Source organism: Paracidovorax wautersii, assembly GCF_900113035.1.
Classification (GTDB): domain Bacteria; phylum Pseudomonadota; class Gammaproteobacteria; order Burkholderiales; family Burkholderiaceae_C; genus Paracidovorax; species Paracidovorax wautersii.
Genome location: NZ_FONX01000001.1, coordinates 201,090 through 218,678 on the forward strand (window position 1 = coordinate 201,090; position 17,589 = coordinate 218,678).

Annotated in this window: 16 protein-coding genes and 1 other RNA gene; 6 read left to right on the top strand and 11 right to left on the bottom strand. The window is 66.7% G+C overall.

Going from position 1 to position 17,589, the window contains the following annotated elements; genetic code table 11:
- Positions 1–21 precede the first annotated feature (21 nt).
- Positions 22–561: a polyhydroxyalkanoate synthesis repressor PhaR gene (gene phaR / locus BM070_RS00750; RefSeq protein ID WP_092936621.1), complete on the bottom strand. Its 540-nt coding sequence runs from the start codon at positions 559–561 to the stop codon at positions 22–24.
- Between the two features lie 387 nt (positions 562–948).
- Here phaR and BM070_RS00755 point away from each other — a divergent pair, with 387 nt between their 5' ends.
- Entirely contained in the window at positions 949–1,398 is a 450-nt protein-coding gene (locus BM070_RS00755; protein WP_139222750.1) for a hypothetical protein, read from the top strand.
- A gap of 98 nt (positions 1,399–1,496) precedes the next feature.
- On the opposite strand, the gene BM070_RS00760 is transcribed toward BM070_RS00755, so the two are convergent.
- From BM070_RS00760 to BM070_RS00785, 6 genes are all read right to left on the bottom strand, one after another.
- Entirely contained in the window at positions 1,497–2,489 is a 993-nt protein-coding gene (locus BM070_RS00760) for a Bug family tripartite tricarboxylate transporter substrate binding protein (protein WP_092936625.1), read from the bottom strand.
- Between the two features lie 75 nt (positions 2,490–2,564).
- Positions 2,565–3,860: a TRAP transporter large permease gene (locus BM070_RS00765; protein ID WP_092936627.1), complete on the bottom strand. Its 1,296-nt coding sequence runs from the start codon at positions 3,858–3,860 to the stop codon at positions 2,565–2,567.
- Positions 3,861–3,874: 14 nt separating this feature from the next.
- Positions 3,875–4,363: a TRAP transporter small permease gene (locus BM070_RS00770; RefSeq protein ID WP_092936629.1), complete on the bottom strand. Its 489-nt coding sequence runs from the start codon at positions 4,361–4,363 to the stop codon at positions 3,875–3,877.
- A gap of 82 nt (positions 4,364–4,445) precedes the next feature.
- Positions 4,446–5,423, bottom strand: coding sequence for a TRAP transporter substrate-binding protein (locus BM070_RS00775; protein WP_092936631.1), 978 nt, complete (start codon positions 5,421–5,423; stop codon positions 4,446–4,448).
- An 82-nt stretch (positions 5,424–5,505) separates the two neighbouring features.
- Positions 5,506–6,534, bottom strand: coding sequence for an SMP-30/gluconolactonase/LRE family protein (locus BM070_RS00780; protein WP_092936633.1), 1,029 nt, complete (start codon positions 6,532–6,534; stop codon positions 5,506–5,508).
- A gap of 8 nt (positions 6,535–6,542) precedes the next feature.
- The gene (locus BM070_RS00785; RefSeq protein ID WP_092936635.1) at positions 6,543–7,355 is read right to left on the bottom strand and encodes an NAD-dependent epimerase/dehydratase family protein; all 813 of its coding nucleotides are present in this window, start codon (positions 7,353–7,355) and stop codon (positions 6,543–6,545) included.
- Between the two features lie 65 nt (positions 7,356–7,420).
- Here BM070_RS00785 and BM070_RS00790 point away from each other — a divergent pair, with 65 nt between their 5' ends.
- The 4 genes from BM070_RS00790 (at position 7,421) to gudD (ending at position 12,058) form a co-directional block, all read left to right on the top strand.
- Entirely contained in the window at positions 7,421–8,206 is a 786-nt protein-coding gene (locus tag BM070_RS00790) for a FadR/GntR family transcriptional regulator (protein WP_092936637.1), read from the top strand.
- Positions 8,207–8,675: 469 nt separating this feature from the next.
- On the top strand, positions 8,676–9,647 hold the full coding sequence (locus BM070_RS00795) for a Bug family tripartite tricarboxylate transporter substrate binding protein (RefSeq protein ID WP_092937276.1): 972 nt from the start codon (positions 8,676–8,678) through the stop codon (positions 9,645–9,647).
- 68 nt (positions 9,648–9,715) lie between these two features.
- A complete protein-coding gene (gene kdgD, locus BM070_RS00800) occupies positions 9,716–10,627 on the top strand; it encodes a 5-dehydro-4-deoxyglucarate dehydratase (protein WP_092936639.1) in 912 nt (303 codons plus the stop codon).
- 90 nt (positions 10,628–10,717) lie between these two features.
- Positions 10,718–12,058: a glucarate dehydratase gene (gene gudD / locus BM070_RS00805; protein WP_092936641.1), complete on the top strand. Its 1,341-nt coding sequence runs from the start codon at positions 10,718–10,720 to the stop codon at positions 12,056–12,058.
- Between the two features lie 110 nt (positions 12,059–12,168).
- On the opposite strand, the gene ssrA is transcribed toward gudD, so the two are convergent.
- From ssrA to ompA, 4 genes are all read right to left on the bottom strand, one after another.
- Positions 12,169–12,546: a transfer-messenger RNA gene (gene ssrA / locus BM070_RS00810) on the bottom strand.
- Positions 12,547–12,558: 12 nt separating this feature from the next.
- On the bottom strand, positions 12,559–13,233 hold the full coding sequence (gene gph, locus BM070_RS00815) for a phosphoglycolate phosphatase (RefSeq protein WP_092936643.1): 675 nt from the start codon (positions 13,231–13,233) through the stop codon (positions 12,559–12,561).
- The gene (gene ubiG, locus BM070_RS00820; protein WP_092936645.1) at positions 13,230–13,943 is read right to left on the bottom strand and encodes a bifunctional 2-polyprenyl-6-hydroxyphenol methylase/3-demethylubiquinol 3-O-methyltransferase UbiG; all 714 of its coding nucleotides are present in this window, start codon (positions 13,941–13,943) and stop codon (positions 13,230–13,232) included. Before ubiG ends, gph begins: the two co-directional genes overlap by 4 nt.
- Before the next feature lie 83 nt (positions 13,944–14,026).
- Positions 14,027–14,686, bottom strand: coding sequence for an outer membrane protein OmpA (gene ompA, locus BM070_RS00825; protein ID WP_092936647.1), 660 nt, complete (start codon positions 14,684–14,686; stop codon positions 14,027–14,029).
- A gap of 224 nt (positions 14,687–14,910) precedes the next feature.
- Here ompA and gyrA point away from each other — a divergent pair, with 224 nt between their 5' ends.
- Positions 14,911–17,586 carry a DNA gyrase subunit A gene (gene gyrA, locus BM070_RS00830; protein WP_092936649.1) on the top strand — a complete coding sequence of 892 codons (2,676 nt, stop codon included), beginning with the start codon at positions 14,911–14,913 and terminating at the stop codon, positions 17,584–17,586.
- The last annotated feature ends 3 nt before the right edge of the window (positions 17,587–17,589 follow it).

Sequence of the window (17,589 nt, forward strand, 5' to 3'; positions counted from 1 at the left end):
CGGGCCACGCGCCAGGCACGCTCAGCGCTTGATGCCGAAGGCCCCCAGCATCTGTTCGGTCTGCTTCTGCATCTGTTCCTGGACCTGCGCGAAGACGGCCTGGGACTGCTCCACGTAGGTGCCCATCATGCCCTTGAGCATGGGCGACTGCAGGTGCATGTATTTGCTCCACATCTCGGGCGTCATGGCCTGGGACTGCTCGGTCATGCGGGCCTGGATCTCGGTGAACGCCTGCACGTTCTTTTCGAGGTAGGCGCCCATGAAGCCCTGCATGGCGTGGCCGTAGAACCGGATGATGTTGGCGAGGACCGCCTCGGTGAACATCGGGGCGCCGCCGGCTTCCTCTTCCAGGATGATCTGCAGCAGGATGCTGCGCGTGAGGTCGTCGCCGGTCTTGGCGTCGCGCACCGAGACCGACTCGCCGTCCATCACCAGCTGCTTGACCTCGGCCAGCGTGATGTAGGTGGAGGTAGAGGTGTCGTAGAGCCGGCGGTTCGGGTACTTCTTGATCACGCGCTGTGCGGTGGAGGCCTCGGGGGCGGAATGGGATTCTTCTTGCACAGCTGGGGCTCCTCGGGCGTGTCGCCCGTCTTGGTTTCTCTTCGATCGATTCTAGGGAGTGCCCACTACTCCGCCGCGCAGGAATACCCTGAAACCCTCGAAAGCGCACCATTCAGGCGGCCAGCTACAGAAACATTCTTAAGAAAGTCACAGACTGTCTCATCTCGTTACGCCCCATCAACTTTCCCTGACCCCTTTGTAAGACGGTTCCCACAGAGCCTGGCGGTCGCCGCCCTGAGACTCGTTAGCAGTCGCTCACACGACTTTGCAATTTCTGACTTTCCACGGAAACACCTCACGGCATGCTGGCCAAACGCTCGCATGCCCACCCGCCGACCAGGCGCGCCCTCAGCGAACCCAGCCGTCGGCTCTACGAATGCGAACACCATGGGAAACTATCCACAGAGAACTCGGCAGCAGAAGGGGCTACTCCAGCAATTCACCCCGCTCGATCTCTCGCCTACCTGGGATGGTGGCGAGGTCATCAAGGTGCGGGGCGTGCGCGTCATCGCCCTCTCGGGGCAGGCCACCTATTCGGACCGGGACTACGTGCTGCGCCAGGCCGTGGGCTGCATCGAGGTGATCGGCAACCGCGTGGCCACGCGCGCCACCGTGCTGCTGATCGGCTTCACGCTGGCCTCCGACCTGCCCGCCGCGACCTTCCACATGAGCGAGGACGAGGCCGTCGGCACGATGACGCTGCCGGCCAGTTGCCTGAGCGCCTACATCCTGATGGCCAACAGCCCGGCCGCCTACTTCCGCATGGGCGGCGACGGCTCGCTCAACGCGCTGGCGACCGACGCCTCGTCGCTGCGCGTGCAGACCACCACGGCCTGAGCGCCCCCCCCCGGGGCGCGCCGCGCCCACCAACGACAAGGCCCCGTCCGACGGGGCCTTTTTTCATGCAATGGCGGCGCGCGTGGGGCGCCGCCCCGTCACTCCGCCTTGATGTTCGCCGCCTTGATGACCTGCGCCCACTTGTCCACCTCGGCCTTCTGGAAGGCCGCGATCTGCGCGGTGGTCATGTCGGCCGGTTCCATGCCGAAGCTCCTGAGCCGCGCCTGCATCTCGGGCTGGGCGAGGATCTTGCGGATCTCGTCGTGCAGTCGCGTGACGATGGGCGCGGGCGTGCCCGCGGGCACGAAGATCGCCTGCCAGGACACGACCTCGAAATCCTGCAGCCCGGGCACGCCGGATTCGGCGACCGTGGGCACGTCGGGCAGGGAAGCGAGCCGCTTGGCCGAGGTGACGGCGATGGCACGCAGCTTGCCGCTCTGGATGTGCGGGGCCGCGACCACGGTGGTGTCGAACATCATGTCCACCTGCCCGCCGATCACGTCCTGGATGGCCGGGCCGCTGCCCTTGTAGGGCACATGGGTGAAGCGGATGCCGGCCTTGTAGCCCATCAGCTCCAGCGCCAGATGCTGCGAGGTGCCGGTGCCGGCCGAAGCCGATGACAGCCCGCCCTGCCGCGCCTTGGCGGCGTTCAGCACGTCCTGCAGCGTCTTGTAGGGACTGCTGGCGGCCACCACCAGCACCACGGGGTTGGTGCCGATCAGCGTGACCGGGGCGAACGACTTGATGGGGTCGTAGCCCAGCTTGGGGTAGAGGCTCACGTTGATGGCGTGCGAGCTGATGGTGCCGCCCAGCAGCGTGTAGCCATCGGGCGCGGCGCGCGCGGCGATCTCCGAGCCCACGCTGCCCCCGGCCCCGCCCTTGTTGTCCACCACCACGGTCGTGCCCAGGGCCGTGCCCAGCCGCTGGGCGATGAGCCGGCCCAGCGTATCGGTGGTGCCGCCCGCGGCGAACGGCACCAGGTAGGTGATGGCCTTGCCCGTGGGCCACTGGCCCTGCGCGGCGGCGGGCAGCCCCCACGATGCGCCCATGGCGGCCAGCACGGCGGTGGCGAGAAGCGATCTGCGTTGCATGGTGGTCGTGTCTCCTGCGGTTGTCGTTGGTGTCTGCCGGCTGCCCGTGCCCGCCGGCTGGCTGGCGCTTGCCCCTTACTTCACGACCATGAACAGGCTGGGCAGCCAGGTCGAGAACGAGGGCACGAAGGTGACCAGCGCCAGCGCGAAGATCAGCGCGCCGTAGAACGGCCAGATGGTGCGCATCACCGTGCCCACAGACACCCCGCCGATGGCGCAGCCCACGAACTGGGTGGTGCCCACGGGCGGCGTGTTCAGCCCCAGTGCGCAGTTGATGAGCATGACGATGCCGAACTGCACCGAGCTCATGCCGTAGTGCTGCGCGATGGGCAGGAAGATGGGCGTGCACAGCAGGATGGTGGCCGCCATGTCCAGGAAGGTGCCCAGCACGAAGAGGATGATGTTGATGAGCAGGAAGATCACCCACGGCGTGCTGGTCACCTGCGACAGCATCTGCCCCGTCAGCTCGGCCACGCCGTAGAGGCTGATGAGATAGCCGAAGGTGCTGGAGATGCCGATCAGCAGCAGGATCACGCCCGTGGTGCGCACCGCTTTGGAGGCCGCCTTGATGAAGTGCTCCCACGTCAGGGTGCGGTAGAGGAAGATCGTGAGCCCCAGCGCGTAGAGCACGGCCACCGCCGCCGATTCGGTGGCGGTGAAGATGCCCGAGAGAATGCCGCCCAGGATCAGCACCACGATGAAGAGGCCCGGCAGCGCCGCCGCGAAGGAACGCCCCACGATCTGCCAGCCCGGGAAGGTGCCGGCCGGATAGCCGCGCTTGACGGCCACCAGATAGGCCGCTGCCAGGTTGCTGATGGTGAGCACCAGGGCCGGCACCAGCGCCGCCAGGATCAGCGCCGCGATCGACACCTTGCCGCCCGCCGCGAGCGAATAGATGATGAGGTTGTGGCTGGTGGGCATGAGCGCGCCGACCAGGGCCGCGTGCGTGGTCACGTTCACGGCGTAGTCGGCGTGGTAGCCCTCCTTCTTCATCATCGGGATCATCACCGCGCCCATGGCCGACACGTCGGCCACCGGCGAGCCGGAGACGCCGCCGAACAGCGTGCAGGCCACCACGTTCGACATGCCCAGCCCGCCGCGCACATGGCCCACCAGGTTGCGCGCGAAGTTGACGATGCGGTCGGCGATGCCGCCGTACAGCATCAGCTCACCCGCGAAGATGAAGAACGGAATGGCGAGGAACGAGAAGATGCCCATGCCGGAGGTCATCTGCTGGAAGCCGACTTCCAGCGGCAGGCCCTCGTAGAGCAGCGTGGCAAGGGCCGAGAGGCCGATGGAGAAGGCCACCGGCACGCCCAGCAGCAGGAAGGCCGTGAAAGACAGGCACAGGATCACAAGTGGAATGGTCATGGCGTGTCTCGCTTTCAGCCCCAGGCGGGCTCGACTTCGCGGCCTTGGGCCAGCGCGATGATGTGCTCGATGGAGAACATCACGATGAGCACGCCCGCAATGGAGGCCGGCACGTATTTCCAGCCCTCCGAGATCCACAGCGTGGGCAGGCGGTAGCTCCACACCGATTCGGCGAGCGAGGCGCAGCTCCAGGCCATGACGGCGCCGAAGACCAGGATCAGCGCGTGGATGAGGTATTCCATCTTCAGGCGGAGCCAGTCGGGCGCCAGCACCAGGAAGGATTCGAGCCCGATGTGGCCGGCGTCACGCACGCCCACCGCCACGCCGAACATCGTCACGTAGAGCACCAGCAGCAGCGCCAGGCTTTCGGCCCAGGTGGGCGTGTTGTTGAGCACGTAGCGGCCGAACACCTGCCAGCTCACCGCGCAGATCACGGCAACGAGGCCGACGATGCCCAGCCACATGCACGCACGCGCCAGCGCGCGACACAGTCTTGTGTACATAAGATTCAGGGTGAAAAGTGCCTGCAGCGCCCGTTTGCAGGGCGCATTCAGCTATTGATTCAGGAGCAGATGGCGGGGCGGGTCACTTCGTGTCCTGCACGCGCTTGACCAGGTCCTTGAGGCGCGCGTCGGTGATGAACTTGTCATAGACCGGCTTCATCGCGGCCTGGAACGGGGCCTTGTCCACCTCGATGATCTCGGCGCCGCCGGCCTTCACGACCGCCAGCGACTTGATCTCGCGCTCGGCCCACTGCTTGCGCATGTAGGGCACCGATTCCTTGGCCGCCTGGCGGATCCAGCCCTGCTCCTGGGGCGAGAGGCGGTCCCAGGCGCGCTTGGAAAAGAGCAGCATCTCGGGCGCCATCGAATGCTCGGTCTTGGTGTAGTACTTGGCGACCTCGAAGGCGCGCGAGCTTTCGTAGGTCGGGTAGTTGTTCTCGGCCGCGTCGATCAGGCCGGTCTTCAGGCCCGTATAGACCTCGCCCATGGGCATGGGCGTGGCGTTGGCGCCCATGGCCTCGATCATGCTCACCCACAGGTCCGACTGCTGCACGCGCACCTTCAGGCCCTTCATGTCGGCCAGGCTGCGCACCGGCTTCTTGGCGGTGAACATCGAGCGCGCGCCGCTGTCGTAGAACGCCAGGCCGATGAAGCCCTGCTTCTCGCAGCTCTTGAGGATCTCTTCGCCGATCGGGCCGTCCAGCACCTTGTGCAGGTGATCGACCGAGCGGAAGAGGAAGGGCATGGTCGGCACCTGCGTCTCGGGGCAGATGTTGTTCATGGGCGCGATGTTCACGCGCACCATCTGCAGCGCGCCGATCTTGGCCTGCTCGATGGTGTCCTTCTCGTTGCCCAAAGCGCCGTTGTTGAAGACCTTGATGGAGTGCTTGCCGCCCGAAAGCTCCTTGAGCCGCTCGCCCATGAACTTGACGGCGGTGACGGTGGGGTAGTCGTCGGGGTGGATGTCGGCCGAGCGGAACTCGGTGGCGCCCGCGCCGAAGGCCATCAGGCCGGCCGCCACCGCAGCCAGCGTGCGCTTGAAGAAGGTCGATTGCGTCATGTTTGTCTGCCTCTGTCTTGTCGGTTGGGAATGGGAAGGAAACGTGTCGTTGTCGAAAGCAGGAAATCCGCGCGCCGCGTCGTCAGCCCGCGAAGCGGAAGGCCGGCTCCGGCAGGCCCTGCACGCCGGGGCGCAGCGCGAACACGCCGCCCGCGAGCGGCTGGTCGGACAGATCGATGCCCGCGGGGCGGATGGAGGTGACGTAGAGCGTGTCCAGCGCCGGGCCGCCGAAGGCGCACATGGCGGGCTTCCTGACCGGCACGGCGAGGGACCGGTCCAGCCGGCCATCGGGCGTGAAGCGGTGCACCAGGCCCGCGTCGTTGCCGCAGATCCAGTAGCAGCCGTCGGCATCGACGGCGGCGCCGTCGGGCCGGCCGGGCAAGGGCCGCATGTCCACGAAGAGGCGCCGGTTGTGGGGCGTGCCGGTGTCGGTGTCGTAATCGAAGGCCCAGATGGACTGCACCTCGGGGTGCGAGTCCGAGAGGTACATCGTGCGGCCGTCCGGGCTGAAGGCGATGCCGTTGGGCACGATCAGTTCGCCCAGCGCCAGATCGGCCAGCGCGCCCTGCGCGGCCTCCTGCGGGCCGAAGCGATAGACGCGGCCCACGCGGGCGGCGGCGCTCATGTCCTGCAGCATGGTGCCGGCGATGAAGCGGCCCTGCCGGTCGCAGCGGCCGTCGTTGAAGCGCATGCCGGGGCGGGCATGGGCCACGGCGGCGAGCGGGTGGGCGGCGAGCAGCTCGCATTCGCCGCAGCCGTGACCATCGCCCGCTGCGCCAGGCGATGCGCCCTGCGGCACCTCCAGCAGGAAGAGCCCGCTTTCCAGCCCCGCGATCCAGCGGCGGGCGGCAGCGCCCTGCCCTTCACCGGCATCGCGGGCGGCGCCCTGCACCGCCGCCATGCAGGCCAGCATCTCGGGCGCCTGCCAGCGGCTGTGGCGGCTGGCGGCGCCGGCATCTGCCGCACTGGCAGACCAGCGGTGCAGCACGCCTGCGGGAATGTCGGCCCAGTAGAGCGCCTGTTCGTCCGCGCGCCAGACGGGGCTCTCGCCCGTGGCGCAGCGCGCATCCAGCACCAGTTCGGCGGCAGAGTGAGCAGCGTGTATCGGCATGGCCCGCCTCAGGATTCGAACGGGCCCTGGGCCGTGAACGCGCCGCCCTGATAGACGGCCACCGGATCGTCGGCGGCCGGCGCGGGCTGCGCCTCGACCTGGGCGCGGAAGCGCTCGGAACTGTCGCGCGGCGCGTAGCCCAGGTGCTCGGCGGCATGGTTGTCCCACCAGGCGTCGGGGTTGTCCGATACGCCGAACACCACGGTGTGGCCCACGCCCGGCGTGAAGAGCGCCTTCTGCACCAGTTGCGTCAGGTCGTCGAAGCTGAGCCAGGTGTGGAGCATGCGCCGGTCCTTGGGCTCGGGGAACGAGGAGCCGATGCGCAGGCTCACGGTCTCGATGCCGTAGCGGTCGAAGTAGAAGCTCGCCATGTCTTCGCCGAAGGACTTGGACAGGCCGTAGTAGCCATCGGGCCGGCGCGGCGAGAGCGCGTCGATGCGCTCGTCCTGCCGGTAGAAGCCGATTACATGGTTGGAACTGGCGAACACCACGCGGCGCACGCCATGGCGGCGGGCGGCCTCGTAGATGTGGAACACGCCCTTGATGTTGGCTTCGAGGATCTGCTCGAAGGGCCGCTCCACCGACACGCCGCCCAGATGCACGATGGCGTCGCAGCCCGCGACCAGCGCATCGACGGCGGCCTTGTCGGCCAGATCGCAGGCCACGACTTCTTCGGCCGCGCTGCGGGCGGGCTCCACGGCGGCGATGTCGGAAAGGCGGACCACATCGGCAAAGGCCGGCAGCCGCTCGCGCAGCACCCGGCCGAGGCCGCCGGCTGCGCCGGTCAACAGAATGCGGGGAAGGCGGGATACAGTGGTCATGGAAGGTTCAAACGCCTGGTTTGTCATATGTTGTCGTACAACTTCTACGGGATTATCATCAGACCATGAGCACGTCGCCAACGGGATTACCCGCATCTCCCCCTGAAGCCGCCGCCGGCCCCCACGCCGCGCCGGCCCCGGCACGGCGGGTGCGCGGGCTGGCCAACGTGCTGGTCGAAAACGTCTGCGCGCAGATCCGCGACCGGGTGCTCAACCCCGGCGACAAGCTGCCCACCGAAACCGAGCTGATGCGCGTGCACGACGTGAGCCGCACCGTGGTGCGCGAGGCGCTCTCCAAGATGCAGGCCGCCGGCCTCGTGGAAACGCGCCACGGCATCGGCACCTTCGTGCTGCCGCCCCGCGCGGGCGGCGTGTTCCGGCTCGACGCATCGGAACTCGCCGCCTCCGTCGATGTGCTCGCCGTGCTGGAGCTGCGCATCAGCCTGGAGACGGAATCGGCCGGCCTCGCGGCGCAGCGCCGCACCGACGAGCATCTGGCGGCGATGCGCAGCGCGCTCGACGACTTCGCGCGCAGCATGGCCGAGGGCGACGACGCCGTGGCGCACGACTTCCGCTTCCACCTGCAGATCGCACAGGCCACGGGCAATCCGTACTTCGCGGACATCATGAATCACCTGGGCACCACGCTCATCCCGCGCACGCGCATCCCGGCCATCCGCAATGCGCCGGCGAGCGACGCCTACCTGCAGCGCGTGAACCGCGAGCACGAAGAGATCTTCATGGCCATCGCCCGGCAGGATGCGGAATCGGCCCGCGCCGCCATGCGCATCCACCTCACCAACAGCCGCGAGCGGCTGCGGCTGGCGCAGGAAGCGGCCAAGGCGGGTTGAAGGCGGCGGGCAGCGCGCTGCCCCACGCACCCACGCACCCACGCCGCAGCAGGCATGGCGACCGAGTGCTGCGGGGCATGCGCCGCACCGCATTCCCTCTCCGGCATCAAGAGCCCAAAGTGCCCGGGGCCCAGGTGGATCAAGCGCATAGCGCTCTTGATTTAATAGCAAACGCAGAGGCGACGGGCGCAATGGCTGCCGCAGCCCGCGCACCGGCAGCCATCCACGGGCCCGGCATCGCGTCGTAGCGCCGTCGCCGCGCAATCCAGCCAGGCCTGCACAAGGCGATCAACCATCTCCAGCGCCGGGGCGCGACGCACACCCACGGCATCGGGCCCCCTTCCGCCCCTCCACGCATCGCCGCCTGCGACGGCCACCCACCCCTCAGCTACGGGATTTCACTGCCTTGCCGTCTTCAATTCATCAGTTGTATGATGACCTACAACAAGCCCAAATGAAGAAGACATCCATGACTTTGACCCGTCGTCTGGCGCTCGCCGGCCTGTCCGCATTACTCTGCGGCACCGCCGCCATGGCACAGCCGGCGGCGTGGCCCTCCCGCCCCATCCGCCTGGTCGTGCCCTACCCGCCCGGCGGCAGCTCGGACATCATCGCGCGCTCGATCAGCCAGCCGCTGTCGGAAGCGCTGCGGCAGCCGGTCATCGTCGAGAACAAGCCCGGCGCCAACGGCAACCTCGGGGCGGACGCCGTCGCCAAGGCCGCGCCCGACGGCTACACGCTGCTGCTGTGCGATGTGGGCGCGCTGGCGATCAGCCCGTCCATCTATACCAGGCTGCAGTTCGATCCCTCCAAGGACCTGCGCGGCGTGACCATGCTGGCTTACTCGCCCCACCTGCTGGTGGTGCACCCTTCGGTCAAGGCCAACAACCTGAAGGAGCTGGTGGCGCTGTCGCGCAAGGAAGACCTGAACTTCGCCGTGACGGCCACCGGCAGCGCGCCCCACCTGGCCGGCGTGGCGCTGGAGCGCGCCAGCGGCGCCCGCTGGCAGTACGTGCCCTACAAGGGCGGCGTCACCGCCATCCAGGACACGGTCGCCGGCCAGACCCAGATCCTCATGAACGGCATGCTGGCCACCCTGCCCCAGGTGCAGAGCGGCAAGCTCAAGGTGCTGGGCGTTTCCAAGGCCACGCGCATGCCGCTGATCGGCGACGTGCCCACGCTGGCCGAGCAAGGCGTGGCCGGCTTCGAATCCGGCACCTGGCAAGGCATCCTCGCGCCCAAGGGCACGCCCGAGGCCATCGTGCAGCAGCTGAACCGGGCGCTGATCGGCGTCATCCGCTCGGCCGACATCCGCTCGCGCCTGGCCGGCCAGGGCGCCGAGGTGGTCACCATGACGCCCGCCGAGCAGGACCGCTTCTTCGCCAAGGAACGCGCGCGCTGGGCCGGCGTGGTGCAGGCCGCCGCCATCCGCCTGGACTGAAAGCCCACGCCCTGCCGCATCCCCACGCATCCCTTCCCTTTCCCGTACCCAGCCCTTCCCACACCGCCATGCAACCTCAAGAACTCAAGACCATCATGGGCTCCGGCCTGCTGTCCTTTCCCGTCACCGACTTCGACGCGCAGGGCAACTTCAACGCCCGCTCGTATGCCGAGCGCCTGGAATGGCTGGCCCCGTATGGCGCCAGCGCGCTCTTCGCGGCCGGTGGCACGGGGGAATTCTTCTCGCTGACGGCGGACGAATACCCCGCCATCATCCAGACGGCAGTGGACACCTGCCGCGGCAAGGTGCCGATCATCGCGGGCGCCGGAGGCCCCACGCGCTTCGCCATCCAGTGCGCGCAGGCCGCCGAGAAAGCCGGCGCCCACGGCATCCTGCTGCTGCCGCACTACCTGACCGAAGCCGGCCAGGAAGGCCTTGCCGCCCACGTCGAGGCGGTCTGCAAGAGCGTGAACTTCGGCGTGATCGTCTACAACCGCGGCCAGAGCCGCTTCACGCCCGACACGCTCGCACGCCTGGCCGACCGCAACGCCAACCTGGTGGGCTTCAAGGACGGCGTGGGCGACATCGAGGCGATGAATTCCATCTACATGAAGATGGGCGACCGCGTGGCCTACCTGGGCGGCCTGCCCACGGCCGAGGTCTATGCCGCCGCCTACAAGGCCATGGGCACGCCGGTGTATTCGTCGGCGGTGTTCAACTTCATCCCCAAGACGGCGATGGATTTCTATCACGCCGTCGCGAGCGACGACCAGGCCACCCAGCACCGCCTGCTGCGCGAATTCTTCATGCCCTATCTGGAACTGCGCAACCGCACGCCGGGCTATGCCGTGAGCATCGTGAAGGCCGGCGCCAAGCTGGTCGGCCATGATGCCGGCCCGGTGCGCGCGCCGCTTTCCGACCTGAAGCCCGCGGAGATGGAACAGCTCAAGGCGCTCATCGACAAGCTGGGCCCTCAATGAAGCGCGCTGCGCCGGGCGGGCCCTGCAACGCACGCCCGGCGCAGCTCAACTCCCACACTCCTGGCGCTCTTTCCTTCTCTTCGCAACCCCATGCCCTCCAGCCCCTCGCACACCCCCAAGATCACCGGCCTGCGCGTCGTTCCGGTCGCCGGCCATGACAGCATGCTGCTCAACCTGAGCGGCGCCCATGGCCCGTTCTTCACGCGCAACCTGCTCATCCTCACGGACAGCGCGGGGCACACGGGCGTGGGCGAGGTGCCCGGCGGCGAGAAGATCCACCAGACGCTGGAAGACGCGCGCGAGCTGATCGTGGGGCAACCCATCGGCGCGCACCACGCCATCCTGAACGCCATGCGCGCGCGCTTCGCCGACCGCGACAGCGGCGGTCGGGGCCTGCAGACCTTCGATCTGCGCGTGGCCATCCATGCTGTCACGGCCGCCGAATCCGCCCTGCTCGACCTGCTCGGGCAGCACCTGGAAGTGCCGGTGGCCGCCTTGCTGGGCGAAGGCCAGCAGCGCGATGCCGTTCAGATGCTGGGCTATCTCTTCTTCATCGGCGACCGCGAACGCACCGACCTGCCCTACCGCAGCGAACCCGGCGCAGCCGACGACTGGCAGCGCATCCGCCACGAACCCGCCATGACGCCCGAATCCATCGTGCGCCTGGCGGAAGCCGCCCATGCCCGCTACGGCTTTGCCGACTTCAAGCTCAAGGGCGGCGTGCTGCGCGGAGCGGAAGAAGTCGAAGCCATCCGCGCGCTGCACGACCGCTTTCCGCAGGCGCGCGTCACGCTGGACCCCAACGGCGGCTGGCTGCTGAAAGACGCCATCCGCCTGACCCGCGACCTGCACGGCGTGATGGCCTATGCCGAAGACCCCTGCGGCGCCGAAGGCGTGTTCTCCGGCCGCGAGGTCATGGCGGAATTCCGGCGCGCCACGGGTCTGCCCACTGCCACCAACATGATCGCCACCGACTGGCGCGAGATGGTCCACAGCCTGTCGCTGCAGTCGGTGGACATTCCGCTGGCCGACCCGCACTTCTGGACCATGGCCGGCTCGGTGCGCGTGGCCCAGCTCTGCCAGGCCTGGGGCCTCACCTGGGGCTCGCACTCCAACAACCATTTCGACGTCTCGCTGGCCATGTTCACCCACGTGGCCGCCGCCGCCCCCGGCCAGGTCACTGCCATCGACACGCACTGGATCTGGCAGGACGGCCAGCACCTGACGCGCAACCCGCTCCAGATCGAGGGCGGCTACGTGCAGGTGCCCACCCGTCCCGGGCTGGGCGTGGAACTGGACATGGACGCCGTCGAACGCGCGCACCAGCTCTACCTGCAGCACGGCCTGGGCGCACGCGACGACAGCATCGCCATGCAGTACCTGATGCCTGGCTGGAAGTTCGACAACAAGCGGCCTTGCATGGTGCGATAGGCAGCGGTAGCGACCAGGGCCGGCGGCCTTCGGCATGCCGGCGCCGGAACGCGGCGCACAAAGAAAAACCGCCACAGCCTGGAAAAACCAGAGTGTGGCGGTGTCTTGGGTGGTGGAGCTGGCGGGAATTGAACCCGCGTCCGCAAGCCTTCTTCGGGCAGATCTACATGTTTAGCGGTCTGATTTGGATCTCACCTCGGTCATCGCGCAGCCGCACGCTATGACAAAGGCCAGTGCCCTTGAATCTTGCTCCCAACCAAGGCACCCGGTTTGAAGCCAGCTGACGTGAATTACCTTGCAGCCGGGAGGTCTTGCGACCCCCTTGCCCAGCCCATCAGCGTGCTGTTGCAAGGCTCACCGGTATTAAGCGGCGAGTGCGAAACGTTCGTCGTTTGCAGTTAGTTTGTTGAATGCAGATTTACGAGCGCCAATCAAGCTCGACATGCACCACACCGATTCCGAACCCACGTCGAAACCAGGGCAGCCCCAGAGTTCGTATTTTAGTCCGGCCCCAGCAATTTCAAGAGCTCGTCCGGAGAATTAATCATCGCGTCCGCGCCCCAGGCCGAAGGCGTCTTCGTCCCCAGATAGCCATAGACGGCCGCCACGGTCTTCATGCCGGCGGCCTCGCCGGCCACGATGTCCCGCTCGTCGTCGCCCACATAGATGCAGCTGCTGGGCTCCACGCCGAGCCGGCGGGCGGCCTCCAGGAGCGGCTCCGGGTGCGGCTTGGAATGGGGGGTCGTGTCTCCGCTCACCACGGCGCCGGCACCCCGCAGAAGCGGCATGGCCTGGATCAGCGGCTGCGTGAACCGCGTGGCCTTGTTGGTGACGATGCCCCAGGGCAAGCCACGCTCTTCGATCTGCGCGATCATCTGCGCGATGCCCGGGAAGACGTCCGTTCGCTCCAGGATGCAGGCTTCGTAGTTGGCGAAGAACGCATCGCGCAGCTCCACGAAATCAGGATGCTCGGGCGTGATGCCGAACGCCACGGAGAGCATGCCCCGGGCCCCTGCCCCGGCGAGCGGCCGGTATTGCTCCAGCGGCAGCGAAGGCAAGCCACGCTCCACGCGCAGTTTGTCGGCCGCGGCACCCAGATCGGGCGCGCTATCCACCAAGGTGCCGTCCAGATCGAACAGCACGGCACGCACCCCTTGGAACGCTGGCTTACTCATTGCGCCGGACGCCGCGTGGCGAAAAGATAGTTCACACTGGTGTCATCACTCAGCCAGTAGCGACCCGTCAGCGGGTTGTGCTCCAGGCCTCGCGTCTGCGAGACATCCAGACCGGACTGCCTGCAAGCCAGGGCCAGTTCGCGAGGCTTGAGGAACTTGGCGTACTCGTGCGTGCCCTTGGGCAGCATCTTCAGCACGTATTCCGCACCGACGATGGCCAGCATGAAAGCCTTGGCATTGCGGTTGATGGTCGAGAAGAAGACCCATCCGCCCGGCTTGACGAGTTGCGCACAGGCCCGCACCACCGATTCGGGCTGGGGAACGTGCTCCAGCATTTCCATGCAGGTCACGATGTCGAAGGACGCGGGGCGCTCTTGTGCAAGGGCCTCCACGCTGATCTCACGATACTGTATCCGCGGTGTTTCAGCTTCGAGCGCATGCAACTGCGCAACGCGCAGCGCCTTGGTCGCCAGGTCGATGCCCGTCACGTCCGCGCCGCGCCGCGCCATGGAATCGGACAGGATGCCGCCGCCACAGCCCACGTCGAGCACGGCCTTGCCGTTCAGCGACGCGAGTTGGTCGATCCAGTCGAGACGCAGTGGATTGATCTGGTGCAGTGGCTTGAATTCGCTCTCTGCATCCCACCAGCGGTGTGCCAATTCGGAAAACTTGGCCAGTTCGGCCGGGTCTGCATTCAGATGTTCGCTCATGGCCAGGATTGTCCCATCAGAAAAACGCGGGCATAAAAAAAGCCCCGTTGCCGGGGCTTTTTTCCAGATCGAATGGATATCGATTACTTGGCAGCGGCACGGGTGCCGACCACTTCGATTTCCACGCGACGGTTCTTGGCGCGACCTTCCTTGGTCTTGTTGCTGGCGATAGGCTGCTTCTCGCCCTTGCCTTCGGTGTACACGCGGTTCTTTTCGATGCCCTTGGACACCAGGTAAGCCTTCACGGCTTCAGCGCGGCGCACGGACAGCTTCTGGTTGTAAGCCTCGGTACCGATGGAGTCGGTGTGACCCACGGCGATGATGACTTCCAGGTTGATGCCCTTGACCTTGGAGACCAGGTCGTCCAGCTTGGCCTTGCCTTCGGGCTTCAGGACGGACTTGTCGAAGTCGAAGAAGGCGTCAGCTGCGTAGGTGACCTTGGAAGCCACTGCAGGAGCGGGAGCCGGTGCCGGAGCAGGTGCGGGGGCGACTGCAGGAGCAGGAGCGGGAGCAGCAGCCTGAACAACCAGAGCGCCGTCGCAGCCAGCAGCGGCCGTGGCGGGGGTCCAGTTGGCATCGCGCCAGCACAGTTCGTTGGTGCCGTTCTTCCACACCAGCTCGCCGCTGCCGTTTTGCCAGTTGTCGACAACCTTGCCGCCGTCTGCTGCCTTCACTTGAGCGCCAGCCGAGGTCGCGATCACGGCAGAGGCCAACAACATCGCCACTTTGTTCAGTTTCTTCATGGTTCTCCTCTTGGGGAAAAAGCCGCAGCCGCGCTGCGAATCAGGGACGTCGTCAGTGACCATCACTAAAAACGTTGATTTGATTGTGCCATACGTAACAACCCAAAGGCGGGTTCGACCGGGTGGGTGCCGTAGGACAGAAGCGCAATGGGCCGGATATGTTGCGAAGCCGCGACAGACGCTTGGAACTAAAATGAATCTTTACTGTCGCCACCCCAGCCGCCATGACCCAGTTCGCCAAAGAGACCCTGCCCATCAGCCTAGAAGAAGAAATGCGGCGCAGCTACCTCGATTACGCCATGAGCGTGATCGTCGGCCGCGCGCTGCCGGATGCGCGCGACGGCCTCAAGCCCGTGCATCGCCGCGTGCTGTTCGCGATGCACGAACTGAACAACGACTGGAACCGGCCCTACAAGAAGTCCGCCCGTATCGTCGGCGACGTGATCGGCAAGTACCACCCGCACGGCGACAGCGCGGTGTACGACACCATCGTCCGCATGGCGCAGGACTTCTCCCTGCGCCACATGCTGGTGGACGGACAAGGCAACTTCGGCTCGGTCGATGGCGACAACGCGGCCGCCATGCGGTATACCGAAATCCGCCTCGCCAAGATCGCCCACGAGATGCTGGGCGACATCGACAAGGAAACCGTCGATTTCGGCCCCAACTACGACGGCAGCGAGAAAGAGCCGCTGGTGTTGCCCAGCAAGCTGCCCAACCTGCTGGTCAACGGCTCGGCCGGCATCGCCGTGGGCATGGCCACCAACATTCCGCCGCACAACCTGAATGAAGTGGTGGACGCCTGCCTGCACATGCTGCGCAACCCGGAGGCGACCATCGACGAATTGATGGAGATCATTCCGGCGCCGGACTTCCCCACCGCCGGGATCATCTACGGCATCAACGGCGTCAAGGACGGCTACCGCACGGGGCGCGGCAAGGTCATCATGCGCGCGCGCTGCCACTTCGAGGACATCGACCGCGGCCAGCGCCAGGCCATCATCGTGGACGAGCTGCCCTATCAGGTCAACAAGAAGACGCTGCAGGAGCGCATGGCCGAGCTGGTGCATGAAAAAAAGATCGAAGGCATCAGCCACATCCAGGACGAGTCCGACAAGTCGGGCATGCGCCTGGTGATCGAGCTCAAGCGCGGCGAAGTGCCCGAGGTGGTGCTGAACAACCTCTACAAGCAGACGCAGCTGCAGGACACCTTCGGCATGAACATGGTGGCGCTGGTCAACGGCCAGCCGCGCCTTTGCAACCTGAAGGACCTGATCGTCGTCTTCCTGCAGCACCGCCGCGAAGTGGTGACGCGCCGCACGGTGTTCGAGCTGCGCAAGGCGCGCGACCGCGGCCACGTGCTGGAAGGCCTGGCCGTGGCGCTGGCCAACATCGACGAATTCATCCGCATCATCCGCGAATCGCCCACGCCGCCCATCGCCAAGACCGAGCTGATGGCCCGCGCCTGGGACAGCAAGCTGGTGCGCGAGATGCTCACCCGCACCCGCGAAGACGGCGGCGTGGTGAGCGCGGACGACTACCGCCCCGAAGGCCTGGAGCGCGAATACGGCATGGGCCAGGATGGCCTCTACCACCTCTCCGACACCCAGGCCCAGGAAATCCTGCAGATGCGCCTGCAGCGCCTGACCGGCCTGGAGCAGGACAAGATCGTGGCCGAATACAAGGACGTCATGGCGGTCATCGAAGACCTGCTGGACATCCTGGCCAAGCCCGAGCGCGTCTCGGTCATCATCGGCGAGGAGCTGGGCCACATCAAGCAGGAGTTCGGCCAGTCCAAGCTGGGCGCCCGCCGCAGCGTGGTGGAGTACAGCGCGCAAGACCTCTCCACCGAAGACCTGATCACCCCCACCGACATGGTGGTGACGCTCTCGCACACCGGCTACATCAAGAGCCAGCCGCTGTCGGAATACCGCGCCCAGAAGCGCGGCGGACGCGGCAAGCAGGCCACGGCGACCAAGGAAGACGACTGGATCGACCAGCTCTTCATCGCCAACACGCACGACTACATCCTGTGCTTCTCCAACCGCGGCCGCCTCTACTGGCTGAAGGTGTGGGAAGTGCCGGCCGGCTCGCGCGGCTCGCGCGGCCGCCCCATCGTCAACATGTTCCCGCTGCAGGAAGGCGAGAAGATCAACGTGGTGCTGCCGCTCACGGGCGACATGCGCACCTTCCCGGCCGACCGCTTCGTGTTCATGGCGACCAGCATGGGCACCGTGAAGAAGACGGCGCTGGACGAGTTCAGCAACCCGCGCAAGGGCGGCATCATCGCCGTGAACCTGGATGACGGCGACTACCTCATCGGCGCGGCGCTCACCGACGGCAAGCACGACGTGATGCTGTTCTCCGACGGCGGCAAGGCCGTGCGCTTCGACGAGAACGACGTGCGCCCGCTGGGCCGTGCGGCGCGCGGCGTGCGCGGCATGACGCTGGAAGAAGGCCAGAGCGTGATCGCCATGCTGGTGGCCGAAGACGAAACGCAGAGCGTGCTCACCGCCACCGAGAACGGCTACGGCAAGCGCACCAGCATCGTCGAATACACCCGCCACGGCCGCGGCACCAAGGGGATGATCGCCATCCAGCAGAGCGAGCGCAACGGCAAGGTCGTCGCGGCCACGCTGGTGCATGCCGATGACGAGATCATGCTCATCACCGACAAGGGCGTGCTGGTGCGCACCCGTGTGAGCGAGATCCGCGAGCTGGGCCGTGCCACGCAGGGCGTGACGCTGATCGCGCTGGACGAAGGCGCCAAGCTCGGTGGCCTGCAGCGCATCGTCGAGAACGACGCGAACGTGCCGGAAGCCGATGCCGACACGAACACCGACGCCGACGCCGATGCCGAAGGCGGCAGCACGCCCGGCACGCCGCCCGCAGACGCCTGAGCC

Bases quoted from the DNA above. Each gene is read 5' to 3' on its own strand.
- BM070_RS00755 (WP_139222750.1), top strand. From the start codon at position 949: ATGGGAAACTATCCACAGAGAACTCGGCAGCAGAAGGGGCTACTCCAG.
- BM070_RS00760 (WP_092936625.1), bottom strand. From the start codon at position 2,489: ATGCAACGCAGATCGCTTCTCGCCACCGCCGTGCTGGCCGCCATGGGC.
- BM070_RS00765 (WP_092936627.1), bottom strand. From the start codon at position 3,860: ATGACCATTCCACTTGTGATCCTGTGCCTGTCTTTCACGGCCTTCCTG.
- BM070_RS00770 (WP_092936629.1), bottom strand. From the start codon at position 4,363: ATGTACACAAGACTGTGTCGCGCGCTGGCGCGTGCGTGCATGTGGCTG.
- BM070_RS00775 (WP_092936631.1), bottom strand. From the start codon at position 5,423: ATGACGCAATCGACCTTCTTCAAGCGCACGCTGGCTGCGGTGGCGGCC.
- BM070_RS00780 (WP_092936633.1), bottom strand. From the start codon at position 6,534: ATGCCGATACACGCTGCTCACTCTGCCGCCGAACTGGTGCTGGATGCG.
- BM070_RS00785 (WP_092936635.1), bottom strand. From the start codon at position 7,355: ATGACCACTGTATCCCGCCTTCCCCGCATTCTGTTGACCGGCGCAGCC.
- BM070_RS00790 (WP_092936637.1), top strand. From the start codon at position 7,421: ATGAGCACGTCGCCAACGGGATTACCCGCATCTCCCCCTGAAGCCGCC.
- BM070_RS00795 (WP_092937276.1), top strand. From the start codon at position 8,676: ATGACTTTGACCCGTCGTCTGGCGCTCGCCGGCCTGTCCGCATTACTC.
- kdgD (WP_092936639.1), top strand. From the start codon at position 9,716: ATGCAACCTCAAGAACTCAAGACCATCATGGGCTCCGGCCTGCTGTCC.
- gudD (WP_092936641.1), top strand. From the start codon at position 10,718: ATGCCCTCCAGCCCCTCGCACACCCCCAAGATCACCGGCCTGCGCGTC.
- gph (WP_092936643.1), bottom strand. From the start codon at position 13,233: ATGAGTAAGCCAGCGTTCCAAGGGGTGCGTGCCGTGCTGTTCGATCTG.
- ubiG (WP_092936645.1), bottom strand. From the start codon at position 13,943: ATGAGCGAACATCTGAATGCAGACCCGGCCGAACTGGCCAAGTTTTCC.
- ompA (WP_092936647.1), bottom strand. From the start codon at position 14,686: ATGAAGAAACTGAACAAAGTGGCGATGTTGTTGGCCTCTGCCGTGATC.
- gyrA (WP_092936649.1), top strand. From the start codon at position 14,911: ATGACCCAGTTCGCCAAAGAGACCCTGCCCATCAGCCTAGAAGAAGAA.